General features: G+C 72.1%; 22 protein-coding genes and 1 pseudogene. 11 read left to right on the top strand and 12 right to left on the bottom strand.

Annotation, left to right across the window (positions count from 1 at the left end; genetic code table 11):
- The 3 genes and pseudogenes from ACFWBD_RS16615 to ACFWBD_RS16605 form a co-directional block, all read right to left on the bottom strand.
- Positions 1–529: pseudogene (locus ACFWBD_RS16615) on the bottom strand (hypothetical protein); the annotation flags it as partial.
- Positions 530–556: 27 nt separating this feature from the next.
- Positions 557–1,477, bottom strand: a complete 921-nt coding sequence (locus tag ACFWBD_RS16610) for an alpha/beta hydrolase fold domain-containing protein (RefSeq protein WP_385667297.1) — start codon at positions 1,475–1,477, stop codon at positions 557–559.
- A 1-nt stretch (position 1,478) separates the two neighbouring features.
- Entirely contained in the window at positions 1,479–2,027 is a 549-nt protein-coding gene (locus tag ACFWBD_RS16605; RefSeq protein WP_385667296.1) for a quercetin 2,3-dioxygenase, read from the bottom strand.
- A gap of 202 nt (positions 2,028–2,229) precedes the next feature.
- On the opposite strand from ACFWBD_RS16605, the gene ACFWBD_RS16600 reads away from it, so the two are divergent.
- Positions 2,230–3,066, top strand: coding sequence for an IclR family transcriptional regulator (locus ACFWBD_RS16600; protein ID WP_385667295.1), 837 nt, complete (start codon positions 2,230–2,232; stop codon positions 3,064–3,066).
- A gap of 84 nt (positions 3,067–3,150) precedes the next feature.
- On the opposite strand, the gene ACFWBD_RS16595 is transcribed toward ACFWBD_RS16600, so the two are convergent.
- Positions 3,151–4,623 (bottom strand): MFS transporter, encoded by a 1,473-nt coding sequence (locus tag ACFWBD_RS16595; protein WP_385667294.1) that lies wholly within the window; start codon positions 4,621–4,623, stop codon positions 3,151–3,153.
- A gap of 275 nt (positions 4,624–4,898) precedes the next feature.
- Between ACFWBD_RS16595 and ACFWBD_RS16590 the strand changes: the two genes are divergently transcribed.
- A complete protein-coding gene (locus ACFWBD_RS16590) occupies positions 4,899–6,008 on the top strand; it encodes a winged helix DNA-binding domain-containing protein (RefSeq protein ID WP_385667293.1) in 1,110 nt (369 codons plus the stop codon).
- A 172-nt stretch (positions 6,009–6,180) separates the two neighbouring features.
- Here the strand turns inward: ACFWBD_RS16590 and ACFWBD_RS16585 are convergent, their stop codons facing one another.
- The 3 genes from ACFWBD_RS16585 to ACFWBD_RS16575 form a co-directional block, all read right to left on the bottom strand.
- Positions 6,181–6,972, bottom strand: a complete 792-nt coding sequence (locus tag ACFWBD_RS16585; RefSeq protein WP_385667292.1) for a S1 family peptidase — start codon at positions 6,970–6,972, stop codon at positions 6,181–6,183.
- Positions 6,973–7,267: 295 nt separating this feature from the next.
- Complete coding sequence (locus ACFWBD_RS16580) at positions 7,268–10,087, bottom strand: AAA family ATPase (protein WP_385667291.1); 2,820 nt, start codon at positions 10,085–10,087, stop codon at positions 7,268–7,270.
- A gap of 223 nt (positions 10,088–10,310) precedes the next feature.
- Entirely contained in the window at positions 10,311–11,207 is an 897-nt protein-coding gene (locus tag ACFWBD_RS16575; protein ID WP_385667290.1) for a LuxR C-terminal-related transcriptional regulator, read from the bottom strand.
- Between the two features lie 185 nt (positions 11,208–11,392).
- Here ACFWBD_RS16575 and ACFWBD_RS16570 point away from each other — a divergent pair, with 185 nt between their 5' ends.
- Together ACFWBD_RS16570 and ACFWBD_RS16565 are read left to right on the top strand one after the other, a co-directional pair.
- Positions 11,393–13,075 (top strand): AMP-binding protein, encoded by a 1,683-nt coding sequence (locus ACFWBD_RS16570; protein WP_385667289.1) that lies wholly within the window; start codon positions 11,393–11,395, stop codon positions 13,073–13,075.
- Positions 13,072–14,679, top strand: a complete 1,608-nt coding sequence (locus tag ACFWBD_RS16565) for an AMP-binding protein (protein ID WP_385667288.1) — start codon at positions 13,072–13,074, stop codon at positions 14,677–14,679. Before ACFWBD_RS16570 ends, ACFWBD_RS16565 begins: the two co-directional genes overlap by 4 nt.
- Before the next feature lie 154 nt (positions 14,680–14,833).
- Here the strand turns inward: ACFWBD_RS16565 and ACFWBD_RS16560 are convergent, their stop codons facing one another.
- Positions 14,834–15,484, bottom strand: coding sequence for a hypothetical protein (locus tag ACFWBD_RS16560; RefSeq protein ID WP_385667287.1), 651 nt, complete (start codon positions 15,482–15,484; stop codon positions 14,834–14,836).
- Between the two features lie 686 nt (positions 15,485–16,170).
- Between ACFWBD_RS16560 and gcl the strand changes: the two genes are divergently transcribed.
- Positions 16,171–17,955, top strand: coding sequence for a glyoxylate carboligase (gene gcl, locus ACFWBD_RS16555; protein ID WP_385667286.1), 1,785 nt, complete (start codon positions 16,171–16,173; stop codon positions 17,953–17,955).
- Between the two features lie 261 nt (positions 17,956–18,216).
- Here gcl and ACFWBD_RS16550 read toward each other — a convergent pair whose 3' ends face one another.
- From ACFWBD_RS16550 to ACFWBD_RS16535, 4 genes are all read right to left on the bottom strand, one after another.
- Entirely contained in the window at positions 18,217–18,414 is a 198-nt protein-coding gene (locus ACFWBD_RS16550) for a hypothetical protein (RefSeq protein WP_385667285.1), read from the bottom strand.
- 144 nt (positions 18,415–18,558) lie between these two features.
- On the bottom strand, positions 18,559–18,807 hold the full coding sequence (locus tag ACFWBD_RS16545) for a hypothetical protein (protein ID WP_385667284.1): 249 nt from the start codon (positions 18,805–18,807) through the stop codon (positions 18,559–18,561).
- 537 nt (positions 18,808–19,344) lie between these two features.
- Positions 19,345–20,256 (bottom strand): 2-hydroxy-3-oxopropionate reductase, encoded by a 912-nt coding sequence (locus ACFWBD_RS16540; RefSeq protein ID WP_385667283.1) that lies wholly within the window; start codon positions 20,254–20,256, stop codon positions 19,345–19,347.
- Positions 20,257–20,281: 25 nt separating this feature from the next.
- Positions 20,282–21,103, bottom strand: coding sequence for a TIM barrel protein (locus ACFWBD_RS16535; RefSeq protein WP_385667282.1), 822 nt, complete (start codon positions 21,101–21,103; stop codon positions 20,282–20,284).
- A 225-nt stretch (positions 21,104–21,328) separates the two neighbouring features.
- Here ACFWBD_RS16535 and ACFWBD_RS16530 point away from each other — a divergent pair, with 225 nt between their 5' ends.
- The 6 genes from ACFWBD_RS16530 to ACFWBD_RS16505 all read left to right on the top strand — a co-directional run bounded on the left by ACFWBD_RS16530 (position 21,329) and on the right by ACFWBD_RS16505 (position 25,543).
- Positions 21,329–21,613, top strand: a complete 285-nt coding sequence (locus ACFWBD_RS16530; protein ID WP_385667281.1) for a hypothetical protein — start codon at positions 21,329–21,331, stop codon at positions 21,611–21,613.
- Entirely contained in the window at positions 21,610–21,978 is a 369-nt protein-coding gene (locus ACFWBD_RS16525) for a helix-turn-helix domain-containing protein (protein ID WP_385667280.1), read from the top strand. Before ACFWBD_RS16530 ends, ACFWBD_RS16525 begins: the two co-directional genes overlap by 4 nt.
- Positions 21,979–22,132: 154 nt before the next feature.
- Complete coding sequence (uraD, locus tag ACFWBD_RS16520) at positions 22,133–22,642, top strand: 2-oxo-4-hydroxy-4-carboxy-5-ureidoimidazoline decarboxylase (protein ID WP_385667279.1); 510 nt, start codon at positions 22,133–22,135, stop codon at positions 22,640–22,642.
- A gap of 8 nt (positions 22,643–22,650) precedes the next feature.
- Positions 22,651–23,076, top strand: coding sequence for a hydroxyisourate hydrolase (uraH, locus tag ACFWBD_RS16515; RefSeq protein ID WP_385667278.1), 426 nt, complete (start codon positions 22,651–22,653; stop codon positions 23,074–23,076).
- Positions 23,077–23,080: 4 nt separating this feature from the next.
- Positions 23,081–24,010 (top strand): factor-independent urate hydroxylase, encoded by a 930-nt coding sequence (pucL, locus tag ACFWBD_RS16510; protein ID WP_385667277.1) that lies wholly within the window; start codon positions 23,081–23,083, stop codon positions 24,008–24,010.
- Positions 24,011–24,163: 153 nt separating this feature from the next.
- On the top strand, positions 24,164–25,543 hold the full coding sequence (locus ACFWBD_RS16505; protein ID WP_385667276.1) for an 8-oxoguanine deaminase: 1,380 nt from the start codon (positions 24,164–24,166) through the stop codon (positions 25,541–25,543).
- Positions 25,544–25,772 lie beyond the last annotated feature (229 nt).

Raw genomic sequence — 25,772 nt, 5'->3', positions numbered from 1 at the left:
CGCCGGGTCCGCCGGGCTCGCCGGGCTCGCCGGGCTCGCCGGGTCCGCCGGGCTCGCCGGGCTCGCCGGGCTCGCCGGGTCCGCCGGGTCCGCCGGGTCCGCCGGGCTCGCCGGGTCCGCCGGGTCCGCCGGGTCCGCCGGGTCCGCCGGGTCTGCCGGGCTCGCCGGGCTCGCCGGGGACGACGGGGACGACGGGCTCGATCCATCGTGCCTGCCAGTCGGCGGGGTCCAGCAGGCCGGTCTCGAACCAGGCCTCGCGTGACCACGCGCTCTCGCCGAGGTCGGTCCAGACCTTGACCCGCCAGGTGATCCGTTCCCCGGAGCCGGGCGGCGGCCCGCCGTACGGCACGTGCGTGCTGTCGGCGGAGCCGACCCGGCCGGAGTCCCAGCCCGCGCTCGTGGCGACGCGGTACGCGAACTGCTCGCGCGAGCCGGGCGGCAGCCACCAGGACAGCCGGGGACGGCGGTTGCCGAGGCCCAGCGGCTGTTCCAGCTCGTCGGCACGCAGAGCGGTGGGAGCGGCGTTCATGCAGGTGACCAAACGTTCGAGGAGGAGTCAGGCCGGGTCGGGAAGCCCGAGGAGGCCGCACACCCGGGAGGCGAACTCCAGGGCTTCGGCGAACACGGTCTCCGGATCGGGCAGCCCGGCCCAGAGATGGTCCGCGTCGTCGACCAGGTGCAGGCTCACCCGGCACCCGTGGGCGCGCAGGGCCGCGGCGAGCTGTTCGCTCTGCCCGCTGGGGACGAACCGGTCGGCGGTGCCGTGCGCGAGCAGGAAGGGCGGGGCGGCGGCGGACACATGGCTCACCGGGCTCGCCGCGGCGGCGCGTTCCGGCGCCGCCGGTACGGGTGCGCCGATGAGCAGCGCCTCCCGCGAGTCCACGGCGTCCGGGGCGCTCACCGCGTCGGGCCGGGACTGGTGCTGCATGGTGCGCAGGTCCGCGGGTCCGTACCAGTCGACGACCCCGGCGACGGTCACGCCCGGACCGGGCTCCGCGACGTCGCCCTCCCACTCGGGCCTGCCGGCGGTCAGCGCGAGCAGGGCCGCGAGATGACCGCCCGCCGACTCGCCCCACAGCACGACCCGTCCGGCGTCGAGCCCCAGCGCGTCGGCGTGCGCGCGCAGCCAGCGCAGCGCGGCCTTGCCGTCGTGCAGCTGGGCCGGGAAGACGGCCTCGCCGCTGAGCCGGTAGTCGAGGGAGGCCACCGCGAAGCCCGCCCGGACGAGACGGTCGAACGGGCCGACCGGCCAGCCGGCGAAGGCCGGGCCGAACTGCTCCCGCCGTCCGGTCCGCCAGCCGCCGCCGTGCAGGAAGACGATCACCGGGGCCGGGCGCTCCGGGTCGTGCGCGGGGCGGTACAGGTCGAGCAGCAGCGGCCGGAATCCGAGCGCCGAGCCGTACTCGACCCCCCGGAGCACCCGGGAGCCCGCGGCGGTGGTCTGCTCCGCCGGGAGGGCGGAAGCGTTCGCCGCCATGTCAGCCGTCCAGGGGACGCAGGTCGAACCGGAACTCCTGCCGGTGCTCGCGGGCGGCCCGGGCCAGCTGCTCGTGGGAGGGGACGTAGGGCGGGTGCGGAAGCTCCGGCGAGTCCGTGCGGGTCCCGGCGTCGCCGAAGAACCGCTCGAAGCCGCCGCTGGACGCGCCCATGATCTTCGTGTCGTCGGCCTCGACCCGGAAGGTGTGCAGACAGCCGGCGGGCACGTATCCGAAGTCGCCGGGCTTCAGGAGCTTTTCGTACGTCTCGCCGTCGCCGTCCTGGATCCACACCCGGGCACGCCCGGACAGCAGATAGAAGGTCTCGTGCACATCGGCGTGGCTGTGGGTGGGGATCGCGTCGCCCTTGGGCGCCGCGTAGGTGAAGAGGCCGAACTGGCCGGCGGTCTCGTCCTCACTGAGCAGAACGGTGATGAGGGCGTCGAACAGATGGGCCCGCTCCCCCTCTCCGGCTTCCAGGAAGAAGGGCACCGGCTTCCCCGGCAGGGGGAGGCGCTTCGCACCGCCGCTCTGGGCGAACTCCGCAGTCATGGGGTCTCCTCGGAAATCTGGTCGGCCCGGCCCGAGGCGGGCAACCCGTCGAGGTGTGTTGCGGGAACGGGCGCCGTACGGACGGGTGCCGTAAGGATGGGTCCGTCGTCACCGCCCCACCAGGCGGAATCCCATTGAATGGCATGCGATCGAAACCTGGACGCCATGCGTTCCTGCTGGCGGAGTGGGTCACACTGCACGGGTGACGAACAATGCGGGCACCTCCCGTGCCGCCGCCCGGGGAAGACGGCCACCGCAGGGCGAGCCGGTGATCGACCGTGCGTTCGCGCTGCTCACCGCCTTCACCGAGGACCGCCGTGCGCTGACCCTCGCCGAGCTCAGCCGCGTCACGGACACCCCGCCGAGCACGACGCTACGCCTGGCCCGGCGGCTCGTGCACTGGGGCGCTCTGGAGCGGGACGCCGACGGCCGCTACGTCGTGGGCCTGCGGCTGTGGGAGGTGGCCTCGCTGGCGCCGCGCGCGCACGGGCTGCGCAGGGTGGCGCTGCCGTACATGGAGGATCTGTACGAGGCGACCCACCAGCACGTCCTGCTGGCCGTACGGGACGGCGCGGACGCGTTGCTCGTCGAGCGGCTGTCGGCGCACACCGCCATCGACGTGCTGTACCGGGTCGGCGGCCGGCTGCCGCTGCACTCCACCGGCGTCGGTCTGGTGCTGCTGGCCCACGCCGGACCCGACTTCCAGGACGAGATCCTCGCGCAGGCCCTGTCGCACGAGCCGGAGGGCGTACCGCTGTCCTCCGCCGCGCTGCGGCGTTCCCTCGCCGAGATCCGCAGCACCGGGGTGGCCGTCGTCAACCGTGCCGAGCCCGTCCCGCTGCACGCCGTGGCGGCACCCGTGCGAGGGGCCGGCGGCGAGGTCGTCGCGGCGCTGTCGGTCGTCGTGCCGGCCGGCCACGCGGAGCCCCGCGTGCTCGCCCCCGCTCTGCGCGCCACGGCCCGGGCCCTGTCCCGCAGCCTCGGCGCCGTCACGGCCCCGCCGGCTCAGACGCAGGGCGGCATCCGCCGGCGGCAGTGAAACCGTGAGCGGATCCCCGTGAGGCGACGTCGTCGCCCCCCGCCCTGGGACCCGGCAGGGGGTGACGGTGGCGGTGCGGCTCGGTCAGGCGGCGCCGGGGGCCGCGTCGCTCTCCGCCGGGTCCCGCAGTGCCGGGATGAACAGGGACACCGCCAGCGCCGCCAGCAGGATCAGCGCTCCGGTCCAGAAGACCCAGGTGTAACCCCCGTCGAGGTAGAAGGCGGTGCCGTTCAGAACCGTGCTGTGCGCGGCGAGGACGGCGAAGCACACGGCGGGGACGACCGTGCCGAAGAAGTTGAAGAGCATCTGCATCAGGCCGCTGCCCTGCCCCTGCTCCTCCACCGAGACCACGCCCAGGACCAGCACGGGAGCGATGGAGACGATGAGGCCGGTGCCGACGTTGGCCAGACACGCCGTCAGCACGAGCTGGGTGGAGCTGGTGTGGAAGAGGCCCATCAGCCCGTATCCCGCCGCGCCCAGCCCCAGTCCGACCGCCCACAGCAGGCGGGCGTCGGCCTTGCGCAGCAGGCGGCCGGCGACGAATCCGGTGCCGAGCATGACCAGGTTCCAGGTCAGACCGACCCGCGCGTTGTGCGTGCTGGTCCAGCCCAGCCCGTCGGAGACCCCGGGGATCCGTGGGTAGAGGGCCAGCAGGATGCCCATGGAGGCCATCGCCAGCGCGGTGGCCTGCCCCACGGCCGCGGCGCCGACGGTCAGCGCGACCGGTCGCCGGCCGAGGACGCGCAGATCGAGGATCGGATGGGCACTGGTGCGCTGGACGAGGACGAAGGCGATGAGCGCCAGCAGTCCGCCGGCCGTCCAGCCGAGGGTCGCACCGCTCGTCCAGCCCCAGCTCTGTCCCTGGCCGACCGCGTACACCACGGCCGTCAGGCCACCGCCGAGCAGCATCCCGCCCAGCCAGTCGAAGCCGTTCTGGAAGTCGTGCCGCGGGGTCTCGGGCACCAGCACGGCCACCAGGACGAACGCCACCGCGGTCGCCGCGGCGATGAACCACAGCGCGGCCCGGTAGCCCCCGGCGTCGATCAGCCAACCGGCGAGCAACGGCCCCACGACGCCCACCAGACCCATGCTGCCGCCGAGGACGGCGCTGGCCTGCCTCACCATCCGGGCGGGGAAGAGGTCACGCACGGCAGGGAAGGACAGGGCGGCGAACGGGGCGTAGCAAGCGGCGATGCCCCGGCCGACCAGCAGCAGCCAGAAGCTGCCCGCCATGGCCGCGATGATGTCGCCGACGACCCCGAGGCCGATCATGGCGAGCATGATCCGCCGCCTCCCGTACCGGTCACCCGCCTTGATGACGAACGGGATGAGCAGGGTCGAGACCATGGTGACGATCAGCGAGAACCAGGCGACCTGGGTGGTGTGGAAGCGTTGCGCGACGTCGGCCGTCGTGTTGGCCGTGACGATGCCGGCCACGGCCAGCAGCTGCGTCGGCCAGATCAGGGCCACCAGCAGGGCCACCAGCCGGGGGTTCCAGCGTTCGGAGGTCCGGGCGGACGATGCCGTGAGCGAGGGGCTTGCAGACGTCGATGTCACGCAGCCGCTCCTTTCGCGAGCCGGGCGGTAAGGGCAGAGCGCTCGGGAGCGGCATGTCCGACACATGACGGTCGGCCCCCACGAGGCGTGCGGCAAGAATGGGCGTCCGCCTCCATGGCCACCAGGCAGATTTCCATTGAATGGCACGCGACCGAAACGTGTCCGCACGCGTGTCCCGCGCCCGGCCGGGTCCGCCGGGCCGGACGCCTTTCCGTCCACGCCCGCGGGTGCGTTGCGGACCGGGGGTGTCCGCAACTGCCGTTACGTTGCCGTACATGACGAAGACGACGTACCCGGCGGGCCCCGTGCTCGGCGCTCGTGCCCTCAACCGCGCCACCCTGGAACGGCAGTTGCTGCTACGGCCGTCGTCGATGTCCGCCGGGGCCGCCGTGGCGCACCTGCTCGGGCTCCAGGCGCAGAACGTCAAGCCGCCGTACTACGCGCTGGCCGCCCGTCTCGACGGCTTCGTCCCCGAGGAGCTGTCGAAGCTGATGGCCGGCCGCGAGGCCGTCCGCATCGTCAGCATGCGTTCGACCATCCATACCCACACCGCCGACGACTGCCTGTCGCTCCGGCCGTTCGTCCAGCCCGCCCGCGACCGTGAGCTGACGTCCTTCCGCAAGGGCCTCACCGGAGTCGACCTCGACCGGCTCGCCGCCCTCGCCCGCGACCTCGTCGAGGCCGAGCCGCGCACCATGAAGCAGCTGCGCGAGGCCCTCTCCGTCGAGTGGCCGGACGCCGCCCCCCAGTCCCTCGCCGTCGCCGCCCGCTGCCGTCTGCCCCTCGTCCAGGTCACCCCGCGCGGACTGTGGGGCGGGAGCGGGCAGGTCGCGCTCACCACCGCGGAGCACTGGCTGGGCCGGCCCGCGCAGCCCGCCCCGACGGCGGACTCCGTGGTCCTGCGCTATCTGGCCGCCTTCGGCCCGGCCTCCGTCAAGGACATGCAGACCTGGGCCGGCCTGACCCGGCTGCGCGACGCCTTCGAACGCCTGCGCCCGCAGCTCCTCACCTTCCTCGACGAGCACGGCGTCGAGCTCTTCGACCTCCCCGACGCGCCGCGCCCCGACCCGCACACCCCGGCCCCGCCCCGCTTCCTCCCCGAGTTCGACAACCTCCTCCTCTCCCACGCCGACCGCACCCGGGTCGTCCCGGCCGAGTACCGGGGGCGCTCCTGGCAGGGCAACCAGGCGTACTGCACCCTGCTCGTCGACGGCTTCCTGGCGGGCGTGTGGAGACGGGAGCAGTACGCCCTGGTCGTCGAGCCCTTCGGCAGCCTCACCGAGGCCCAGCGGCGGGACGTGACCGCCGAGGGCGAGCGGATGCTGGCCACCATGCACCCGGGGCAGCCCCACGACATCCGGTTCGGGACCGTCGTACGGCCGTGACCACCGCGCTCCACCCGGCAGCCGAGAAGCCCCCACCGGCGACCGGTGAGGGCTTGGAGAGGGGGCGCTGCGGGCCGCTCGTGGAGGCTCGCAGCGCCCCCCGGTCTTTCCCTGAGGGGTACTCAGGAGTACTCGGGGACTGCTACGCGGTCACCGGTCAGGAGCTGACCGGCTAGGAGTTGACCTGCGTCGTCACCAGGCTGGAGAAGGTGGTCAGCCGGGTGTAGACACCCGGGTAACCGGCCTCCGCGCAGCCCTCGCCCCAAGAAGTGATCCCTGCCAGGACGCCCCCGATGAGCAGGGGACCGCCGCTGTCGCCCTGGCAGGTGTCTACGCCGCCGGATGTGTATCCGGCGCAAACCATGTCGGTCGCGACGAAGTCGGAACCGTAGGAGCTCTTGCAGCTGGTGTCGGACACGATCGGGACGGTCGCGGTCCGCAGCTGGTTGGAGGAGCTGCCGTTCTCCGAGGTGGTGCCCCAGCCGATGATGCGGGCGGTGGTGCCGGCCGCGTACACGCCGGTCTGGGACGAGGAGACGTACGACGCCGTGGTGTACGGCATCGACGTCGACAGGGTCAGGACGGCCACGTCGTCACCGTTGGTGGCGTCCGTGTAGCTCGGGTTGATCCAGATCTTGCTGACCCGGCTGACCGTGCCGTTGGTGCCGTTGAGGTAGGTGCGCCCACCGACGACGCGCACACTGCTCGTGGTCTCGCCGACCATACAGTGGGCGGCCGTGACCACCTTGGTCGCCGAGACGAGGGTGCCGCCGCAGAACTGGTTCTGCGAGGCGTCCGTGATCTGCATCATGAACGGGTACGACGTGGTCGTGGTCGTCGTGCCGCCGACGATCGGCTGCGGCGCTGCGACAGCGGTGGGGGCGCTGAGCACTGCGGTCGCCGCGGCCGCGGCGGTCGCCGCGAGGACGGCGGCGGTCTTCTTGAACCGGTTGAGCCCGAACATGGATCTCCTCGGTGGGGGATTGCCGGTGGGGGGTCGCGCGGGTGTGGGGGGTTACACGGGGGTCGCGGGACCGACCCCCGTATGCCCGGGCGAGCGGCACATCCCTTAAGCTAGAACCCGGCACCCGCTTCCCCCAATGAGGGAACCCCCTAAGGGAGTTGGGGCAGGGAAAACCCTCGGTCGGCTCAGGGAAGCCACAGACGCCGCCGAGGGGCCGCTCAGAGAACCCGCATCGCGGGGCCCGGCACCCGCCGGGGGTGGGGAGCCCCTGAGGGGCAGTTAACCCGCGGCTTCCTCACTTCGCGTGACGCCCCGCCGCCAGTCGGACGATGTCCACCCGCGAACGGATCCCCAGCTTGCGGTAGACCCGGGTCAGGGTCGCCTCGACCGTCTTGACGCTGATGAACAGGCGCGCGGCGATCTCCCGGTTGGTCGCGCCCTCCATGACGAGCGCGGCGACCTGACGCTCCATCGAGGCGAGTCCCTCCAGCGCCTCGGACGGGGGAGCGCTCTGCTGGGGCACGGCGACCGCCTCGGGCGCGGCCGCCGCGGCCGCCGCGTCCACCTGGCGCAGCCAGGGCAGCGCCCGGCACCGCCGGAACAACCGCGCCGCCTCGTCGTACGACGTCGGACCCGGCCGCCCGGTGCGCAGCATGGCCAGCGCGAACGCCGCCCGTGCCTCCTCCAGGCCGTACCCCAGCTTGGCGAGCCGGTCCTGAACGGACGTCAGCCGGGACAGCGCCGCCTCGTGGTCGCCGCGCGCCGCCCGCACCATCGCCTCCGCCCGGTCCAGCACGGCCAGCACGCTCTCCCGGCCCAGCCTCAGCGCGTGCTCGCGCGTCACGTCGACGACGTCCTGTGCCTCGCCCGGCTCGCCGACCCGGACCAGCGCCTCGGCGAGGTCGCCCTGCCAGCGGCCCCGGGCGGGGTCGGTGATGCCCAGACCCTGCTCCAGTTCCCGCACCCGGCGCAGCGAGCCGACCGCGCCCGCCGCGTCCCCGGCCACCAACTGGGCGTGGCCGAGCGCGGCCAGCGCGCGCGAGACGTACATCTGGTCGCCGTCCTCCTCGGCCTTCCCCGCCGCCTCCCGGGCCAGCGCCAGCGCCCGGTCGACGTCACCGCCGGAGGCCTCGGCGAGGGAGGCCAGCATCGCGGAGGCGCCCAGGCCGATGCCGGAGTCCCGGGCCAGCCGGAGGCTCTCGCGGGCCAGGTCGAGGGCGCGCCCGCAGTGCCCGGAGCGCAATTCGGTCTCGGCGAGGAAGCGCTGGAAGTGCACCTCGCTCTCGACCATGCCGCGCCGGCGCACCTCGCGCAGCAGCGCGGTGATGGTCGACCGGGCCTCGGGCAGCTGATCGCTCATCAGCAGCCAGCGGAACCGCGCCGCCCCGACGCCGTTGTGATGGCACGCCACGTAGGGGTCCTGGGGTTCCCGCAGGGCCCGCTTGATGGTGGTGGGGGCGTTCGGGTGGCCCATCAGGGTCTCGGTCGAGGCCTGGAAGGAGAGCGCCATCAGCTCGGTGCGCCGGTCGTGCCCGCGGGCCGCCAGGTCGGCCGTGTGCGCGGCCTCCTCGCGGGCCTCGGCGAAGTCGCCCTCCACGATCAGCTTGCGCCAGGCCAGCCGGTAGTGGACCAGGGCGAGCAGCCGCGGGTCGTCACCGGCGTCGGCGAGGGCCTGCGGGAAGACGGCGTCGACCTCGCCCAGGGACTGCCCGGCGGCCTCGATCACCACCTCCCAGGCCCGGATCCGCTCGGCGGGCACGGTCGCCCGGGTCAGCACCTCGCGCGCGATGTCCCGGGCGAGGTCCACCTCGCCGGCGGTGATCGCGTCCTCGGCGGCCTGGAGCCGCCGGTCGTCCGGGGCGGGGGCGCCGTCCGGCGGGGTGTGCCGGGCGGCGAGCAGCCCGAGCGAGGCGGCGACCGAGGGGGCGCCCCGGTCGCGGGCGAGCGCGGCGGCCTCGGCGAGCCGGGCGGCGACCTCCGGGTCGGTGCCGGTGGTGGCCAGGGCGAGGTTGCGGGCCCGCTCGATCGGATCGGAGGCGGCGGTGGACAGCGCGGCGTGCGCGGCCCGGCGCTCCTGGGCGGGCGCCTCCGCGTACAGCGCGGCCGAGATCAGCGGATGCGCGAACCGTACGGCCGGCCCCTCGGGTTCCGTCGCCAGCAGCCCGAGCGCCGCGGCCTGCGCCGTCTCGGCCTCGGCGTTCTCGCGGCCGGCCGCGTGCAGCAGGGCCAGCGTGGGGCGGGCGCCGGCGCTGGCCACGAGCAGGGTGCGGCGGGCCTCGTCGGACAGCATGTCGAGGCGGCTGAGGACCAGGGCGCGCAGCGAGGTCGGCACCGGCAGGGGCTCGCCGGGCCGGGGCGGCGTCGGGCTCTCGCCGAGGGCACGGCCCAGTTCCAGGGCGAAGAGCGGGTTCCCGCCGCTGGTGCGGTGGATCTCCCGCATCGTCGAGCGGGGCAGGTCGGTGTAGCCGCGGTGGTCGAGCAGCGCGGAGACCTGGGCGCGGGAGAGGGGGTTGAGCCGGACGGCCAGGGTGTCGGGCGGGGACGCGCGTAGATGACGGTCGTACTCCTGCTCCTCCGTCCGTACCGCGCACAGCAGCTGGACGGGGGTGTCGCCGAGGCGGCGGGCGGCGAAGCCGAGGAGTTCGGCGCTGGCCGAGTCCAGCCACTGCAGATCGTCGGCGACGAGCAGGACGGGACCCGCGGCGGCGAGGGCGCGCAGGGCCGACAGCACGGCCAGACGCAGGGCGAGGCCGTCGCGTTGGAGAGTCGATTCGCCTCGGCCGGTGAGCGCCGACTCCAGGGCCGTGCGCTGGGCGACGGGCAGCTTGTCCGAGATCTCGTCCAGCACGAGGCCGAAGAGGTCGGCCAGAGCCAGGAACGGGAGGTGCGATTCGGACTCGGTCGCCGAGCAGCGCAGGACGGTGCGGGCCGACTCGCCGTAATCCGCGGCCAATGCCCGCAGCACGGTCGACTTTCCTATTCCGGCCGGGCCGTGCAGCAGCACACTGCCGCCCCGCACCAGCTGGTCCCGGGCGGCCGTGAAAAGTTCGTCCCTGCCGATGACCAGGTCGGGGCGGCATCTGGCAGGCTCCTTGAAGTCCCGTCGCACGGTCACCGCTCCCCTCCGAGTGTCGTGTCCGGGCCAAATTCTAGGCAACGTCCCTTTGAAATTCGGAGACACGGCGTGGTGAGGCATATAACAACGGGACGCATAGGGAAATTCATGGAGACGACGAATGAATGGTCACTTGTCGTGAGGGGCCTCCCTGGCTTGATGTGATCGCTGCTCCCAGGCATCTTGCACCGCCCGCGCTACGGGCGTGTTGCGCGCCCCGCGTTCAGGGCAGCAGGCCCGCCCGCCGGGCCGCGACCACCGCCTCTCCCCGGGTGCGCGCGCCCAGCCTGCGCATCGCCGACCTCAGATAGCCCTTGACCGTCTCCGGGCGCAGCCCCAGCCGCTCGGCGGCCGCCGCGTTCGTCGCCCCAGCCGCCACCCACGCCAGCACGTCCAGCTCACGCGGGGCCAGGGCGACCGGCTGCCCCGCCGACCGCTCCGGCGGCCTCGAGGTCAGCAGCCCGCAGACCTCGAGGAGCTCGGCGCGCAGGGCCGGGTCGGCGATCCGCGGAGCCAGGGCGCGCAGGGCCGTGTGCGCCTCGCGCACCTGCTCCCAGCCGGCCCCCGCCCCGGCCCCCGTCCCGGCGCCAGGACCGGCGGCCGGACCGGCGGCCGGACCGGGTCCCGTGCCCGTCGTGCCCGGCCGGGCCGCCGTCAGCAGGTCGCGCGCCTCGTCCCCGACCACCAGCGCCTGCTCCACGTCCCGCGCCGCCTGCACCGCCGCGGTCAGCGTGCGGTCGCCCAGCGGCTGGGCCGTGCGCAGGGCGCCGTACAGCACCCCGCGCACCCGGCGCCGTACGACCACCGGGATCGCCACCACCGAGCGCAGGCCCTCCTCGGCGACGGCCGCGTCGTACTCGTGACTGATCTGCCGGGAGAGGGAGTAGTCGGTCACCGCGCACGGGCGGGCCAGTGCCACCGCCTTGCCGCCGAGGCCGTTGCCGGAGGTCACCGCCAGTCCGCGCAGCGCGAGACCGGCCGCGCCGCTGAACTCGCTGATCCGCATCCGCTGCCGCCCCGGCTCCACCAGACCGCCGAAGGCGACCGGCAGCCCCGTCGTGCGCCGCAGCCGCGCCAGCGCACCGCGAATCTCGACCGTTCCGGCCGCGTCTGCCGCCACGTTCTCGCCCTTTCCGCGCGGCTTGGTGCCGCACACCCCCGTCCGGGGGTAGTGAGACCTGCATCACGGATTACACGATGGCAGAGAGCCGCCCGGCAATGGTCCGGCACCACGGGAGTGCGCCGCAGGGGCTGAGAGCGCCCCGAGGCGGACGACCGGGCAAGCCAAGAAAGCACGGAGGACAGATGACGACGGCGACGGCGACGGCGACGGAGCGTTTCCGCAGGGCCCGCGACTTCCTGCTGGAACACCGCGAGGACTACACAACCGCTTACGAGCGTTTCGAGTGGCCCCGCCCGGAGCGCTTCAACTGGGCCCTCGACTGGTTCGACGTCATCGCCGAGGACAACGGGCGCACCGCCCTGCACATCGTGGAAGAAGACGGTTCCGAAACCCGTCTCAGCTTCGCCGAACTGTCGGAGCGTTCCGACCGGGTCGCGAACTGGCTGCGCGGGCAGGGCGTCGCCGCCGAGGACCGGATCCTCGTCATGCTCGGCAACCAGGCCGAACTGTGGGAGACCGCGCTGGCCGCGATGAAGCTGCGCGCCGTCGTCGTCCCGGCCACACCGCTGCTCGGCCCCGCCGACCTCGCCGACCGCGTCGACCGCGGCCGCATCCGGCACGTCCTCGTGCGCACCGAGGACACCGGCAAGTTCGACGAGGTGCCCGGCGACTACCGGCGCCTCGCGGTCGGCGGCGCACCCGGGGGCTGGCAGTCGTTCGAGGACGCCTACGCCGCCCCGGCCGGCTTCACGCCCGACGGCCCCACCCTCGCCGACGACCCGCTGATGCTCTACTTCACCTCCGGCACGACCGCCCGCCCCAAGCTGGTGGAGCACACCCACACCTCGTATCCGATCGGACATCTGTCGACGATGTACTGGATCGGGCTCCGGCCCGGTGATGTGCACCTCAACATCTCCTCGCCCGGCTGGGCCAAGCACGCCTGGTCCAACCTCTTCGCCCCGTGGAACGCCGAAGCAACCGTTTTCATCCACAACTACACCCGCTTCGACCCGGCCCGGCTGATGACCGAGATGGACCGGGCCGGGGTGACGACGTTCTGCGCCCCGCCCACCGTCTGGCGCATGCTCATCCAGGCCGACCTCACCCAGCTGCGCACCCCGCCCCGTGAGGCGGTGGCCGCGGGCGAGCCGCTCAATCCCGAGGTCATCGAGCAGGTGCGGCGCGCCTGGGGAGTGACCGTCCGGGACGGCTTCGGGCAGACCGAGACGGCCGTGCAGATCGCCAACAGCCCCGGCCAGGAACTGAAGACCGGCTCGATGGGCCGGCCGAGCCCCGGCTACCGGGTGGAGCTCCTCGACCCGGTGTCGGGCGCGCCGGGTGCGGAGGAGGGCGAGATCGCGCTGGACCTGACGGCCCGGCCGGTCGGCCTGATGACCGGCTACCACGGCGACCCCGACCGGACGGCGGAGGCGATGGCCGGCGGCCACTACCGCACCGGCGACATCGGCAGCCGTGACGAGAACGGTTACATCACCTATGTCGGCCGGGCCGACGACGTCTTCAAGGCCTCCGACTACAAGATCAGCCCCTTCGAGCTGGAGAGCGCGCTGCTGGAGCACGAGGCGGTCGCCGAGGCGGCCGTCGTCCCCGCCCCGGACCCACTGCGCCTCGCCGTGCCCAAGGCGTACGTCGTGCTCGCCGAGGGCTGGGAGCCGGGCCCAGACACCGCGAAGGTGCTGTTCGAGCACTCCCGCGAGGTCCTCGCCCCCTACAAGCGCGTCCGCCGCCTGGAGTTCGCCCCGCTGCCCAAGACGGTGAGCGGCAAGATCCGCCGGATCGAGCTGCGGGAGGCGACCGAGGCGGGCTCGCCCGACGAGTACCGCGAGGAGGACTTCCGGTGAGCGAGACGTCGTACGCGCACGGGACGAGCGCGACCGCGCTGCTCGGGGACACCGTCGGCGCCGACCTGGACCGGACCGCGAGGCGTTGGCCGGACCGCGAGGCGCTGGTCGACGTGGTGTCCGGGCGGCGCTGGACGTACCGCCAATTCGTCGAGGACGTCGACCGGCTGGCGTACGCGCTGCTCGCGAGCGGCGTCGCCAAAGGCGACCGGGTGGGCATCTGGGCGGTCAACTGCGCCGAGTGGGTGCTCGTCCAGTACGCCACCGCCCGCATCGGCGCGATCATGGTGAACATCAACCCGGCGTACCGCACGCACGAGGTCGAGTACGTCCTGCAACAGGCCGGGATCTCCGTGCTGTTCGCCTCGCTCAACCACCGGACGAGCGACTACCGGGCGATGGTCGAGCAGGTACGCGGAAGATGCCCGCAACTGCGGGAGACCGTTTACTTCGGGGATCCGAGCTGGGACGCCCTGCTGCGGCGCGGAACGCCCGACCTCCACGAGGACCTCCGCACCCGCCGAAACGAGTTGTCCTGCGACGACCCGGTCAACATCCAGTACACCTCGGGCACCACGGGCTTCCCCAAGGGAGCCACCCTGTCCCACCACAACATTCTCAACAACGGTTACTTCGTGGGCGAGTCGATCGCCTACAGCGAGCAGGACCGGATCTGCGTCCCGGTGCCCTTCTACCATTGTTTCGGCATGGTGATGGGAAACCTCGCGGCCACCTCGCACGGCGCCTGCATCGTCGTCCCGGCCCCGTCCTTCGACCCGAAGGCCACGCTGGAGGCGGTCCAGCAGGAGCGGTGCACCTCCCTGTACGGCGTCCCGACCATGTTCATCGCGGAGTTGAACCTGCCCGACTTCGCGACCTACGACCTCTCCTCCCTGCGCACCGGCATCATGGCGGGCTCACCCTGCCCGGTCGAGGTGATGAAACGGGTGGTCGCCGAGATGAACATGGCGGAGGTGTCGATCTGTTACGGCATGACCGAGACCTCGCCCGTCTCCACCCAGACCCGCCGCGAGGACGATCTGGAGCACCGCACCGGCACCGTGGGCAGGGTCCTGCCGCACATCGAGGTGAAGGTCGTGGACCCGGTGGACGGGGTGACCCGGCCGCGCGGAGTCGCGGGCGAGCTGTGCACCCGCGGCTACAGCGTGATGCTCGGTTACTGGAACGAGCCCGAGAAGACCGCCGAGTCGATCGACGCGGGACGCTGGATGCACACCGGGGACCTGGCGGTGATGCGTGAAGACGGTTACGTCGAGATCGTCGGCCGGATCAAGGACATGATCATCCGGGGCGGGGAGAACATCTATCCGCGCGAGATCGAGGAGTTCCTCTACGGCCACCCGAGGATCCGGGACGTCCAGGTCGTCGGCGTCCCGCACGAGAGGTACGGCGAGGAGGTCCTCGCCTGTGTGATCCCGGCCGACGCGGCGGACCCGCTGTCGCTGGAGGAGTTGCGCGCCCACTGCGAGGGCCGGCTGGCGCACTACAAGATCCCGAGCAGGCTCCGGATCATGGAGGCCTTCCCGATGACCGTCTCGGGGAAGGTACGCAAGATCGAACTGCGTGAGGGGTACGCCCCTTAGCGGTGGCCGTCGCCCGTGGCCCGTGGCCCGTGGCCCGTCGCCTGTCGCCTGTCGCCTGTCGCCTGTCGCCTGTCGCCCGTCGCCCGTGGCCTGTCGTCCGTCGCCCGTAGCCTGTCGTCCGTCGTCCGTGGCCCGTCGTCCGTCGTCCGTCGCTTCAGGCGCCCCCGGCGTCGAGGGCGTCGGCCATCGAATTGACCGGCTGCGGGGTGCCCGTGAGGTCCAGGACGAAGAGCGGGACGCACAGTTGGTCGGCGCGGGCCCGGGCGTCCTCGGCGTACCCGGCGAGGGAGAAGTAGACACAGTCCGCGGATTCCGTCATGGCCGTCAGCCACAGACACTCCACGTCCCGCAGTGAGGCCGGGCGCACGCTGGGGTCCACCTGGGCCACCAGCCCGCGGGCGGCGAGGCCGATGCCGGAGGTGGGCCGCTGATCGGCCCGCCGGATGTCCCCGTGCCCGAGCCAGGTCAGATAGAGCGCTGCGGCGGTGACCGCGTCGCGGGCGGTACGGATGGCGAGCGGCCGGAAGACACGCCGTTGCGCTGCGGGTGCGGGTGCGGGTGCGGGTGCGGGTGTGGGTTCGAGTGGCGGTGCCGGTGCCGGTGGGGATGGCGGCGGAGGTGTCGACGGTGGCATCGGCGCCGTCGGTTCGGGCCCCGCCCCGGGTTTGGGCCTCGGCCCCGCTCCCGGCTCTGGCCCGGGCCCCGCTCCCGGCTCTGGCCCGGGCACCGCTCCAGGTTCGGGCCTCGGCTCTGGCCCGCGCCCCGCTCCAGGCTCTGGCCCCGCCCCCGGTTCGGGCCTAGGCAATGCCCCGGGCGCCGATCCCGGCCCCGATCCCGGCTCTGGCCCGGGCGCCGATCCCGGCCCCGCTCCCGGCTCTGGCCCGGGCGCCGCTCCCGGTTCGGGCCTCGGCTCTGGCCCGGGCGCCGCTTCCGGTTCGGGCCTCGGCCCCGCCTCGGGCCGCGCCCCCGGCTCCGCATCAGGCCCCGCTCCCTCCCCCGGCTCGGGCTCCGGCTCGGGGGGCGGGTCGGTGACCGGGATCCGTATCACCGCTCCGCAGGCGCAGCCCAGTTCAGGGTGCGGCCACTGGTGGCGACGGTGGCAGGCGGGGCACCGCAGGGCGACCCACTCGTCGTCCCACGCCCGGTGCACGACGGTCGTCGGCGTCGTCCGCCGGTCGAGCACAGGCGTGACGGGAGCACCGCACGCGCACGGGTAGCACGGTGCGGTGTACAGGCGCTCGCGTCGGCAGGCCGGGCAGCGCACCGTCACGCTCTCGGACATGGCCCCATCGTCCTCCTCGGGCCCCCGCTTGTCCGTCTCTTGACGACCTTCGCGTGCCCACTTACATTACTTCCAGATAGCAGAAAACGTTTTCCGCATTACGGAAGCATGCGGATGCTCGAAACCGATGGAAGGGCTCACCGCGGGGCGCGACGGGAGAGCGAATCCGACAGCTGAAGCAGCTGAAGCAGTCGAAGCAGGAGTAGCCCATGGCTCGTATGACCGCTGCCCGCGCGGCAGTCGAGATCCTCAAGCGCGAGGGCGTCACCAGCGCGTTCGGTGTCCCCGGCGCGGCGATCAACCCCTTCTACGCGGCGCTCGAGGCCTCCGGCGGCATCAACCACACCCTCGCCCGTCACGTCGAGGGCGCCTCGCACATGGCCGAGGGCTACACCCGTACCCGTCCGGGCAACATCGGGGTCTGCGTCGGCACCTCCGGGCCGGCCGGCACCGACATGATCACCGGGCTGTACTCCGCCATCGGCGACTCCGTCCCGATCCTGTGCATCACGGGCCAGGCCCCGACCGCCGTGATCCACAAGGAGGACTTCCAGGCCGTCGACATCGCCTCCATCGCCAAGCCGGTGACCAAGATGGCGGTCACCGTCCTGGAGGCGGCCCAGGTCCCCGGCGTCTTCCAGCAGGCCTTCCACCTCATGCGCTCCGGCCGGCCGGGCCCGGTCCTGATCGACCTGCCGGTCGACGTCCAGCAGGCGGAGATCGAGTTCGACGTGGACACGTACGAACCGCTGGCCGTCTACAAGCCGGCCGCGACCCGTGCGCAGATCGCGAAGGCGCTCTCCATGCTGAACGCGTCCGAGCGGCCGCTGATCGTCGCGGGCGGCGGTGTCATCACGGCCGACGCCACTGAACTCCTGCTGGAATTCGCCGAGTTGACGGGCACTCCGGTCATTCCGACGCTGATGGGCTGGGGTGCGATCCCGGACGACCACGAGCTGAACGCCGGCATGGTCGGCCTCCAGACCTCGCACCGCTACGGCAACGCGACGTTCCTGGAGTCCGACTTCGTCCTCGGTATCGGCAACCGCTGGGCCAACCGTCACACCGGCCGCATCGACGTCTACACGGCCGGCCGCACCTTCGTCCACGTCGACGTCGAGCCCACCCAGATCGGCAGGATCTTCGCTCCGGACTACGGGATCGCCTCGGACGCGAAGGCGGCTCTGGAGCTCTTCGTCGAGGCGGCGAGGGAGTCGAGGACGGCGGGCACGCTTCCCGACCGTGCCGCGTGGGCGGCCGCCGCGCAGGAGAAGAAGGCGACCCTCCAGCGCCGTACGCACTTCGACGACATCCCGATCAAACCGCAGCGTGTCTACGAGGAGATGAACAAGGCCTTCGGCCCGGAGACCCGGTACGTCACCACCATCGGTCTCTCACAGATCGCCGGCGCCCAGATGCTGCACGTCTACCGGCCGCGCCACTGGATCAACTGCGGCCAGGCGGGACCCCTCGGCTGGACGATCCCCGCGGCGCTGGGCGTGGCGAAGGCCGACCCGGAGGCGCAGGTCGTCGCCCTCTCCGGGGACTACGACTTCCAGTTCATGATCGAGGAGTTGGCGGTCGGCGCGCAGCACAAGATCCCGTACGTCCATGTCCTGGTCAACAACTCCTACCTGGGGCTGATCCGTCAGGCGCAGCGGGCGTTCGACATCGACTTCCAGGTCAAGCTGGAGTTCGAGAACATCAACTCGCCCGAGCTGGGCGTCTACGGCGTCGATCACGTCAAGGTGGCCGAGGGCCTCGGCTGCAAGGCGATCCGGGTGACGGACCCCGCAGAGTTGGCGGCCGCCTTCGAGCAGGCCAGGAAGCTGGCCGCCGAGTTCCAGGTGCCGGTCGTGGTGGAGGCGATCCTGGAGCGCGTCACCAACATCTCGATGAGCGGCACCAACGACATCGGCAACGTGGTGGAGTTCGAGGAACTCGCCACCGAACCGGAGCATGCGCCGACATCGATCAGGACGCTGAAGGTCTGAGACTGAACGGCTGACGCCGAGGGGCTGCTGCCGAGGGGCTGCTGCCGAAAGTCTGCTGCCGAAGGGCTGACGACGAAGGGCTGACGACGAAGGGCTGATGCCGAGGGTCTGCTGCCGAAGGTCTGACGAGCCTCGTCGTCGCGAAGGGGCGGCGCATCCGGGGGATGGGCCGCCCTTTTCCGTATGCGTTTTCCGAAAGCGTCGCCGTGCGTAGGTCCAGCAGGCGTTTTCTGAGCCTGTTTCTGAGGGGGGGAGGGGGGCTCAGTCCGAGCCGCCCCCGCCCCCGCACCCGCTGCCACCCCCGCAGGAGTACATCGCGCCCCCTGTGCCGCCGCCCCGCGGTGAGCGTCGGTGGAATCCCTTGTCCGCCACCTCGGCCCGGGCGATCAGGCCCGCCCTCAGGGCGAAGCGCGCCGCCACAACACTCAGGGCGGACTCGCCGTACAGGGCCACCGTCATCAGGATGTCGTCCGTCGCCGGCCCTTTCCTGTCGGCCGGCAGGGGATGCCCGTCCCGCAGGGCGCGCAGCGCGCGTCGGGCCGCACGGGTCCGGCGCGGGGGAACCGCTCCTCGGTTCGGTCTGTTCCTCGGCCTGCCCTCGGTCTACTCGTCGTGCCGCCGCCCGTGCTCCTGCGACAGTCCCGGCCAGTCGTCGGGCCCGCCGCCCTGCCACTCGATGAGGTCGCTCTCCTCCACCTCGATCCGGTCCAGGTCGGCCAGGCGCAGGATCTCGACGACGTCGTCGAGATGCGAGGCGACTCCGAGCGCGGCGTCACCCGAGGTGACCCGCCGGGACCCGTCCAGCGCCGGAGGGTGGACCACGATGTGCGGATATTGCGGCGAATCGTTCATGTTCGCATTCATATCCAGACCGACGCCCTGTCCGTAGGGCAACGCGCAGTGCTCCCTCGTCGGTCCTGCTGACGGGGGAGCGCTGGGGGGCACGGGTGGCCGTCCGACGGCGCGAGGCTGGGCGCGACAGGGCGTTCGCGCCGCCGGACGGAGCTCTCGGGAGTGGGGCGGGGTGGGGTGTGGCCGAGGTGGGGGCAGGGACCGCGGCGGGTTGCGACGGAGCCGGGAGCGGGCTTCCCTCAGGTCGAGAAGCGGGCCCCGTTCCTTCACCACCGCACTGGCTCGCATGCCGCCGCGGCCCTCGCCCTGCCCGCGCCCGTACCCGGCGGCCACCCCTCATCCGGGTCGCACGGTACGGCCGCGGGCCGCGCGCACGAAGTCATGACCTCCCGTCAGATCCCGTACGCGAGACTGGTGTTCAGTTGTCGCCGGGGCGGCGCGCACGGGGCGTCGACCGGTTGCCGGCAGTGGTTTCCGGGCGGCGCCGCCGCCTGGGCGCGACAGGACAGATGTCAGCGGCGGCGCCGCCCGGAAGTCTCAGAGTCGCGCGCCGGACAGGCGCTCCACGGCCCGCAGCAGCGCCGAGTGGTCGAGTCCGCCGTCGCCCTGCGCGCGCAGGCTCGCGACCAGTTGGGCGACCACCGCGCCGACGGGCAGGGCCGCGCCGACGTTGCGGGCGGCGTCCGTGACGATGCCCATGTCCTTGTGGTGCAGGTCGATCCGGAAGCCCGGCTCGAAGTCGCGGGTGAGGAAGTTGTCCTTCTTGCGGGCCAGCACGGTCGAGCCGGCGAGCCCGCCGCCCAGGACGTCCAGCGCCGCCTTCAGGTCCACGCCCGACTTCTCCAGGAAGACCACGGCCTCGGCGCACGCCTGGATGTTCACGGCGACGATCAGCTGGTTGGCGGCCTTCACGGTCTGGCCCGAGCCGTGCGGACCGCACAGCACGATGGTCCTGCCGAGCGCCTCGAAGACGGGCTTCGCCTCGTCGAAGTCGGCCTGTTCGCCGCCCACCATGACGGACAGCACGGCCTCGACGGCGCCGGCCTCACCGCCGGACACCGGGGCGTCGAGCACCCGGATGCCCTTGTCCTTCGCCGCCCGGGCCAGGCCGATCGAGGTCTGCGGGGTGATCGAGGACATGTCGATCAGGAGTGCCCCGGACCGCGCGTTCTCCAGGACGCCCTCGGGGCCGTAGGCGATGGCCTCGACCTGCGGGGAGGCGGGCACCATCGTGATCACGACGTCGGCGTCACGGACGGCCTCGGCGACGGACCCCGCGGCGCTGCCGCCGGCGGCGGTCAGCCGGTCCAGCTTGTCCTGCTCCAGGGTGAAGCCGGTGACGTCGTAACCCGCCTTGACGAGGTTCTCGGACATGGGCGAGCCCATGATGCCGAGACCTATCCAGGCGATCTTGGGAAGCGCGGGAAGCGCGGGAAGTGCCTTGCTCATCGGGGGTGCCTCTCGGTGCGGGGAATCAGCGGGGCAGCCAGTCGAAGGCCTCGGCGCTCGGGCGGTCGCCCGGCTTGTACTCGAGGCCGACCCAGCCGTCGTATCCGGCCTTCCGCAGCCGGTCGAGGAGGTCCTCGAGGGGCAGCGAGCCGGTGCCCGGCGCGCCACGGCCCGGGTTGTCGGCGATCTGTACATGGCCGGTCCTCGAGGCGTACCGCTCGATCACCGACGGCAGGTCCTCGCCGTTCATCGACAGGTGGTACAGGTCCATCAGGAACTTGGCGTTGCCGAGCCCCGTCGCCTCGTTGACCTTGTCGACGATCCCGATCGCGGCCGGCGCGCTCGCCAGCGGGTAGCGGGGCGACTCGGGCCGGTTCAGCGCCTCGACCAGCAGGATCGCGCCGATCCGGTGCGCGGCCCGGGCCGCGAGGGCCAGGTTCTCCAGCGCGAGCGCGTCCTGCTCGGCCGGGTCCACGCCGTCGAGGCGGTTGCCGTACAGCGCGTTGAGCGCGCCGCAGCCCAGGGACTGCGCGAAGCCGGCGGCCACGTCGATGTTGGCGCGGAACCGCTCCGACTCCTCGCCGGGCAGCGACAGGGCGCCACGGTCGGGGCCCGGGAGCCGGCCGGCGTAGAAGTTGAGGCCCGTGAGCTGTACGCCCGCGTCCTCGATCGCCTTCCGCAGGGCGTCCAGCTCGGACGGCTCGGGGGCGGGGGAGTCGATCCAGGGCCACCACAGCTCGACCGCGGTGAAGCCGGCCGCGGCGGCGGCCGCGGGGCGCTCCAGGAGCGGGAGTTCCGTGAAGAGGATCGACAGGTTGACGTTGAAGCGCCGGTCTTCGAATCCCATGGGGCTTCCGCGCTCCCTTCCGTGTCGAGTATTTCCGTATTGCGGAAGTTGTTTTCTGCTTAATGGAAGATTGCCGTTCGGTCGGGCGGATTGTCAAGGGGATGGGGGAGCGTCGGAGCCCGGCCGAGGTGGAATCCCGACTCCCGCGTGATCGTCCGTCCGGTCCGTTAGGGTCGGGGTCCGGGCGCCGACGGTCCGGTCCCGTCGAGAGAGGTGTGGGGCGCGATGCGACTGAAAGTGGAGTTCACCACCGAGCCCTTCGACCTCGACGAGGCGCCCGCGCACGCGCTGGTCGCCCGTGAGGTGATCGAGGCGGCCGACCTGGACACGGTGGATGTCGGGCCGTTCGGCAACACCGCGGAGGGTGCCTCCGAGGCCGTGCTCGCCGCCGTGGACGCCCTGCTGCGCAAGTCCCTCGGCGCGGGCGCCACCCGTATCTCGCTCCAGGTCAACGTCATCGGGGACGCGGACCGGGACGCGGACGGCGATGTCGTCGGGGAGGGCGTGTGAGCACCTCGGGTGACGAGGCCTTCATCGCGGCCGTGAAGCCGCTGGTCGACGCGATGGGCGGGGAGATGCTCCCGCCGGACGAGGCCGGCGTCGACGACGTCGTCCTGGCCTGGGAGGGCGTCGACGCCGTCGCCGTACGCCTGCCTCAGCTCGCCGACTCCCTCGATCACATCCTCGCCGCCATGGAGCGCAGGAAAGGCAGACCGCTCCCCGACCTGGACCGCAAGGCCAAGCAGGAGGTCGTACGGATACTCGAGGCGCGTGGCGCCTTCTCCGTACGGCACGGCGTGGAGACCGTGGCGAGCGCGCTCGGGGTGAGCCGCTTCACGGTCTACAACTACCTCAACCGGGAGAAAGAGGCATGAGCGGTCTCCCGGGGAGGCTCTCGCGGGGTTGAGTGGCCGACGGGTTTCGTTACCCGGAATTTTCAACAAAGTGTTGACGTGATGTCGCGGAGAGGCGTTAGCTGGCCGCAGCCCGCTCAAGCACGAAGGCCGTCCCGCGGCCACGGAGGCTGCCGTGACTTCGACTTCCCCACCCCCGGGCCTGGCTCGGTTCAACGACCTCACGGAGTCCGTGGCCCGTGCCGCGCTCCACGAGGCGTGCGCCTCCACGGCGTGGGTCACCCGACTGCTCGCGGCCCGCCCCTATGCCGCCGCCGCCGACCTGTACGCCGCCGCCGACGCCGCCATGGCCGGCCTGACCGCCACGGACCTGGCGGAGGCGATGGCCGGGCATCCGCCGATCGGCCGCCCGAAGCCCGGCGACCCGACCTCGGCCCGCGAACAGCGCGGCATGGCCGGCGCCTCCGACGAGCTCAAGGCCGAGCTGCTCGAACTGAACCTGGCCTACCAGGACAAGTTCGGCCATGTGTTCCTGATCTGCGCCACCGGTCGCACCGGCGAGCAGATGCGGGACGCGGTCAAGGAGCGGATCGGCAACGCGCCGGAGCGGGAACGGGAGATCGTCCGCCTCGAACTGGGCAAGATCAACCGTATCCGCCTCGCCCGACTCGTCGAAGAGGACTGACGCACCCCATGAGCACCAGCGGCACCGCATCGGTGTCCACCCACATCCTGGACACCTCCGTCGGCCGACCCGCCGCGGGAGTCGCCGTCCACCTCTCCGCCCGCTCGGGCCGCGATGCCCGGCACGGGCAAGGGGGAGACTGGCGGGCGCTCGGGGGTTCCGCGACCGACGCGGACGGCCGCTGCAAGGACCTGCCGGCGCTGCCGGAGGGGACCACCCAGGTACGGCTCGACTTCGCCGTGGAGGCGTATTTCGAGCGATCCGAGAAGAAGCAAGCCGATGCGCAGCAGGACGCCCCCGCGAATCGGGACAGCGGTGCCACCCCCGCGTTCTTCCCGGAGGTGGCGATCACCTTCGCCGTCGAGCCGGGCGAGCACTACCACGTACCGCTGCTGCTCAACCCGTTCGGCTACTCCGTTTACCGAGGGAGCTAGCTAGATGACTGACCATTCCCACCCGGCCCGCCCTGTGTTCCTGGGACAGAACCAGTACGGCAAGGCCGAGAACCGCGTCGTGAAGATCACGCGGGACGGCGCCACCCACCACATCAAGGACCTCAACGTGTCCGTGTCGCTGAGCGGCGACATGGACGAGGTCCACTACTCCGGCTCGAACGCGAACGTCCTGCCGACCGACACCACCAAGAACACGGTCTACGCGTTCGCCAAGGAGCACGGCATCGAGTCCGCCGAGCAGTTCGGCATCCACCTCGCCCGCCACTTCGTGACCTCGCAGGAACCGATCAGGACCGCGCGGATCCGGATCGAGGAGTACACCTGGGAGCGGATCGAGACGCCCGGCGAGGACGAGCACTCCTTCGTCCGCAAGGGCCAGGAGACCCGCCTCGCCCAGATCACCTACGACGGCTCCTCCTGGGAGGTCGTCTCCGGGCTCAAGGACCTGACCGTCATGAACTCGACGAACTCCGAGTTCTGGGGTTACGTCAAGGACAAGTACACGACCCTGCCCGAGGCGCACGACCGCATCCTGGCGACCGAGGTGTCCAGCCGCTGGCGCTTCAACTGGTCCGACGACGACCAGCAGGCGCCGGACTGGGAGGAGTCGTACGACCAGGTCAAGAAGCACATGCTGCTGGCCTTCGCGCAGACGTACTCGCTCTCCCTCCAGCAGACCCTGTACGCCATGGGCGCGCGGATCATCGATCACCGCGGCGAGATCGACGAGGTCCGCTTCTCGCTCCCCAACAAGCACCACTTCCTGGTGGACCTGAAGCCGTTCGGACTGAAGAACGACACCGCCGACGGAGCCGTCTACCTCGCCGCCGACCGTCCCTACGGCCTGATCGAGGCGACCGTTCTGCGGGACGGCTGCGAGGCGAGGATCCCGGTGGACCTCACCAACCTCTGAGCCGCCCCCTTCTGAGCCGCCCCCTTCTGAGCCGTCCCCTTTTTTCGGCACCCGTGGCCGGCGAGCCCGCGCCTCACCGGCCACGGCACTCAAACTCCCAGGGTCCTGCCGTGCCCTCTCCACCAGAGTCCACTGAGTGAAAAGGACGAAACCATGGCAGCAGACCGGCGCACCGTCATCGAGAACTGTTCGATCGCGACCGTCGACGCCCAGGACACCGAGTACGCGAACGGTCACGTCGTCCTCGCCGGCAACCGGATCGAGTCGCTCGGCCCGGGCAGGGCCCCGGACGGCCTGGAGAACGTCGAGCGCCGCATCGACGCCACCGGGCACCTGGTCACCCCGGGCCTGGTCAACACCCACCACCACTTCTACCAGTGGATCACCCGGGGCCTGGCGACCGACCACAACCTCTTCGACTGGCTCGTCGCCCTCTACCCCACCTGGGCGCGCATCGACGAGCAGATGGTGCGCGCGGCCGCCCAGGGCTCCCTCGCGATGATGGCCCGCGGCGGCGTCACCACCGCCATGGACCACCACTACGTCTTCCCGAAGGGCTCCGGCGACCTCTCCGGCGCGATCATCGGCGCCGCCCGTGACATGGGCGTCCGCTTCACCCTCGCCCGCGGTTCCATGGACCGCAGCGAGAAGGACGGCGGCCTGCCCCCGGACTTCGCCGTCGAGACCCTGGAGGGCGCCCTCGCCGCCACCGAGGAGACCGTCCGGCAGCACCATGACGCCTCCTTCGACGCGATGACCCAGGTCGCCGTCGCTCCCTGCTCGCCCTTCTCCGTCTCCACCGAACTGATGCGCCAAGGAGCCGAGTCGGCCCGCCGGCTCGGCGTGCGCCTGCACACCCACGGCTCGGAGACGGTCGAGGAGGAGAAGTTCTGCCACGAGTTGTTCGGCATGGGCCCGACCGACTACTTCGAGTCCACCGGCTGGCTCGGTGAGGACGTGTGGATGGCGCACTGCGTCCACATGAACGACTCCGACATCGACGCCTTCGCCCGGACGGGGACGGGCGTCGCCCACTGTCCGTCGTCCAACGCCCGGCTGGCGGCGGGCATCGCCCGGGTCCCCGACATGCTGAGGGCGGGCGTTCCGGTCGGCCTCGGCGTCGACGGCACGGCCTCCAACGAGTCCGGCGAACTCCACACCGAGCTGCGCAACGCCCTGCTCATCAACCGCCTCGGCGCCCATCGCGAGGCAGCTCTGAACGCCCGTCAGGCGTTGCGCCTCGGCACGTACGGCGGCGCCCGGGTCCTGGGCCGCGCCGCGCAGATCGGCTCCCTGGAGCCCGGCAAGCTGGCCGACCTGGTGCTGTGGAAGCTGGACACCCTCGCCCACGCCTCCATCGCCGACCCGGTGACCGCCCTGGTCCTCGGCGCCGCCGCACCCGTCACCGCCTCCTTCGTGAACGGCCGTCAGATCGTCGGAGACGGACGTCTGCTGCACGCCGACGAGGACGCGATCGCCCGCTCGACGCGGGACGAGGCGCGGCGGCTGGCCCGCATCGCCGCGCAGGGCTGAACACGCCCGCCCCGTAAGGGACTCGGTCCCCACGGGCACTGAACTCCGGTCGAGGGGGACGGCCCTCGACCGGTAGCCGTGGCCGGGGCGCGCGCGGACGCGCGTGCCCCGGAACGGTTCCCCCGCCGTCCCCGTTGCCAGATGGCTTTCGTTTCCAGGTACCTCTCGTCCTCAGGTGCCTCCCGTTTCCAGGTACTTCCAGCACCGCCGCACCACCTCCCTGACACCC

The sequence above is a fragment of the Streptomyces sp. NPDC060002 genome (genome assembly GCF_042737245.1).
Lineage (GTDB): Bacteria > Actinomycetota > Actinomycetes > Streptomycetales > Streptomycetaceae > Streptomyces.
This window is presented reverse-complemented; position numbering and strand designations above follow the sequence as displayed.

What these genes read in the sequence shown, in the direction of transcription:
- ACFWBD_RS16585 (WP_385667292.1), bottom strand. Translation starts at nt 6,972, where the DNA reads ATGTTCGGGCTCAACCGGTTCAAGAAGACCGCCGCCGTCCTCGCGGCG.
- pucL (WP_385667277.1), top strand. Translation starts at nt 23,081, where the DNA reads ATGACTGACCATTCCCACCCGGCCCGCCCTGTGTTCCTGGGACAGAAC.
- ACFWBD_RS16540 (WP_385667283.1), bottom strand. Translation starts at nt 20,256, where the DNA reads ATGAGCAAGGCACTTCCCGCGCTTCCCGCGCTTCCCAAGATCGCCTGG.
- ACFWBD_RS16605 (WP_385667296.1), bottom strand. Translation starts at nt 2,027, where the DNA reads ATGACTGCGGAGTTCGCCCAGAGCGGCGGTGCGAAGCGCCTCCCCCTG.
- ACFWBD_RS16535 (WP_385667282.1), bottom strand. Translation starts at nt 21,103, where the DNA reads ATGGGATTCGAAGACCGGCGCTTCAACGTCAACCTGTCGATCCTCTTC.
- ACFWBD_RS16530 (WP_385667281.1), top strand. Translation starts at nt 21,329, where the DNA reads ATGCGACTGAAAGTGGAGTTCACCACCGAGCCCTTCGACCTCGACGAG.
- ACFWBD_RS16590 (WP_385667293.1), top strand. Translation starts at nt 4,899, where the DNA reads ATGACGAAGACGACGTACCCGGCGGGCCCCGTGCTCGGCGCTCGTGCC.
- ACFWBD_RS16570 (WP_385667289.1), top strand. Translation starts at nt 11,393, where the DNA reads ATGACGACGGCGACGGCGACGGCGACGGAGCGTTTCCGCAGGGCCCGC.
- ACFWBD_RS16610 (WP_385667297.1), bottom strand. Translation starts at nt 1,477, where the DNA reads ATGGCGGCGAACGCTTCCGCCCTCCCGGCGGAGCAGACCACCGCCGCG.
- ACFWBD_RS16505 (WP_385667276.1), top strand. Translation starts at nt 24,164, where the DNA reads ATGGCAGCAGACCGGCGCACCGTCATCGAGAACTGTTCGATCGCGACC.
- ACFWBD_RS16550 (WP_385667285.1), bottom strand. Translation starts at nt 18,414, where the DNA reads ATGACGGTGGCCCTGTACGGCGAGTCCGCCCTGAGTGTTGTGGCGGCG.
- uraH (WP_385667278.1), top strand. Translation starts at nt 22,651, where the DNA reads ATGAGCACCAGCGGCACCGCATCGGTGTCCACCCACATCCTGGACACC.
- ACFWBD_RS16545 (WP_385667284.1), bottom strand. Translation starts at nt 18,807, where the DNA reads ATGAACGATTCGCCGCAATATCCGCACATCGTGGTCCACCCTCCGGCG.
- gcl (WP_385667286.1), top strand. Translation starts at nt 16,171, where the DNA reads ATGGCTCGTATGACCGCTGCCCGCGCGGCAGTCGAGATCCTCAAGCGC.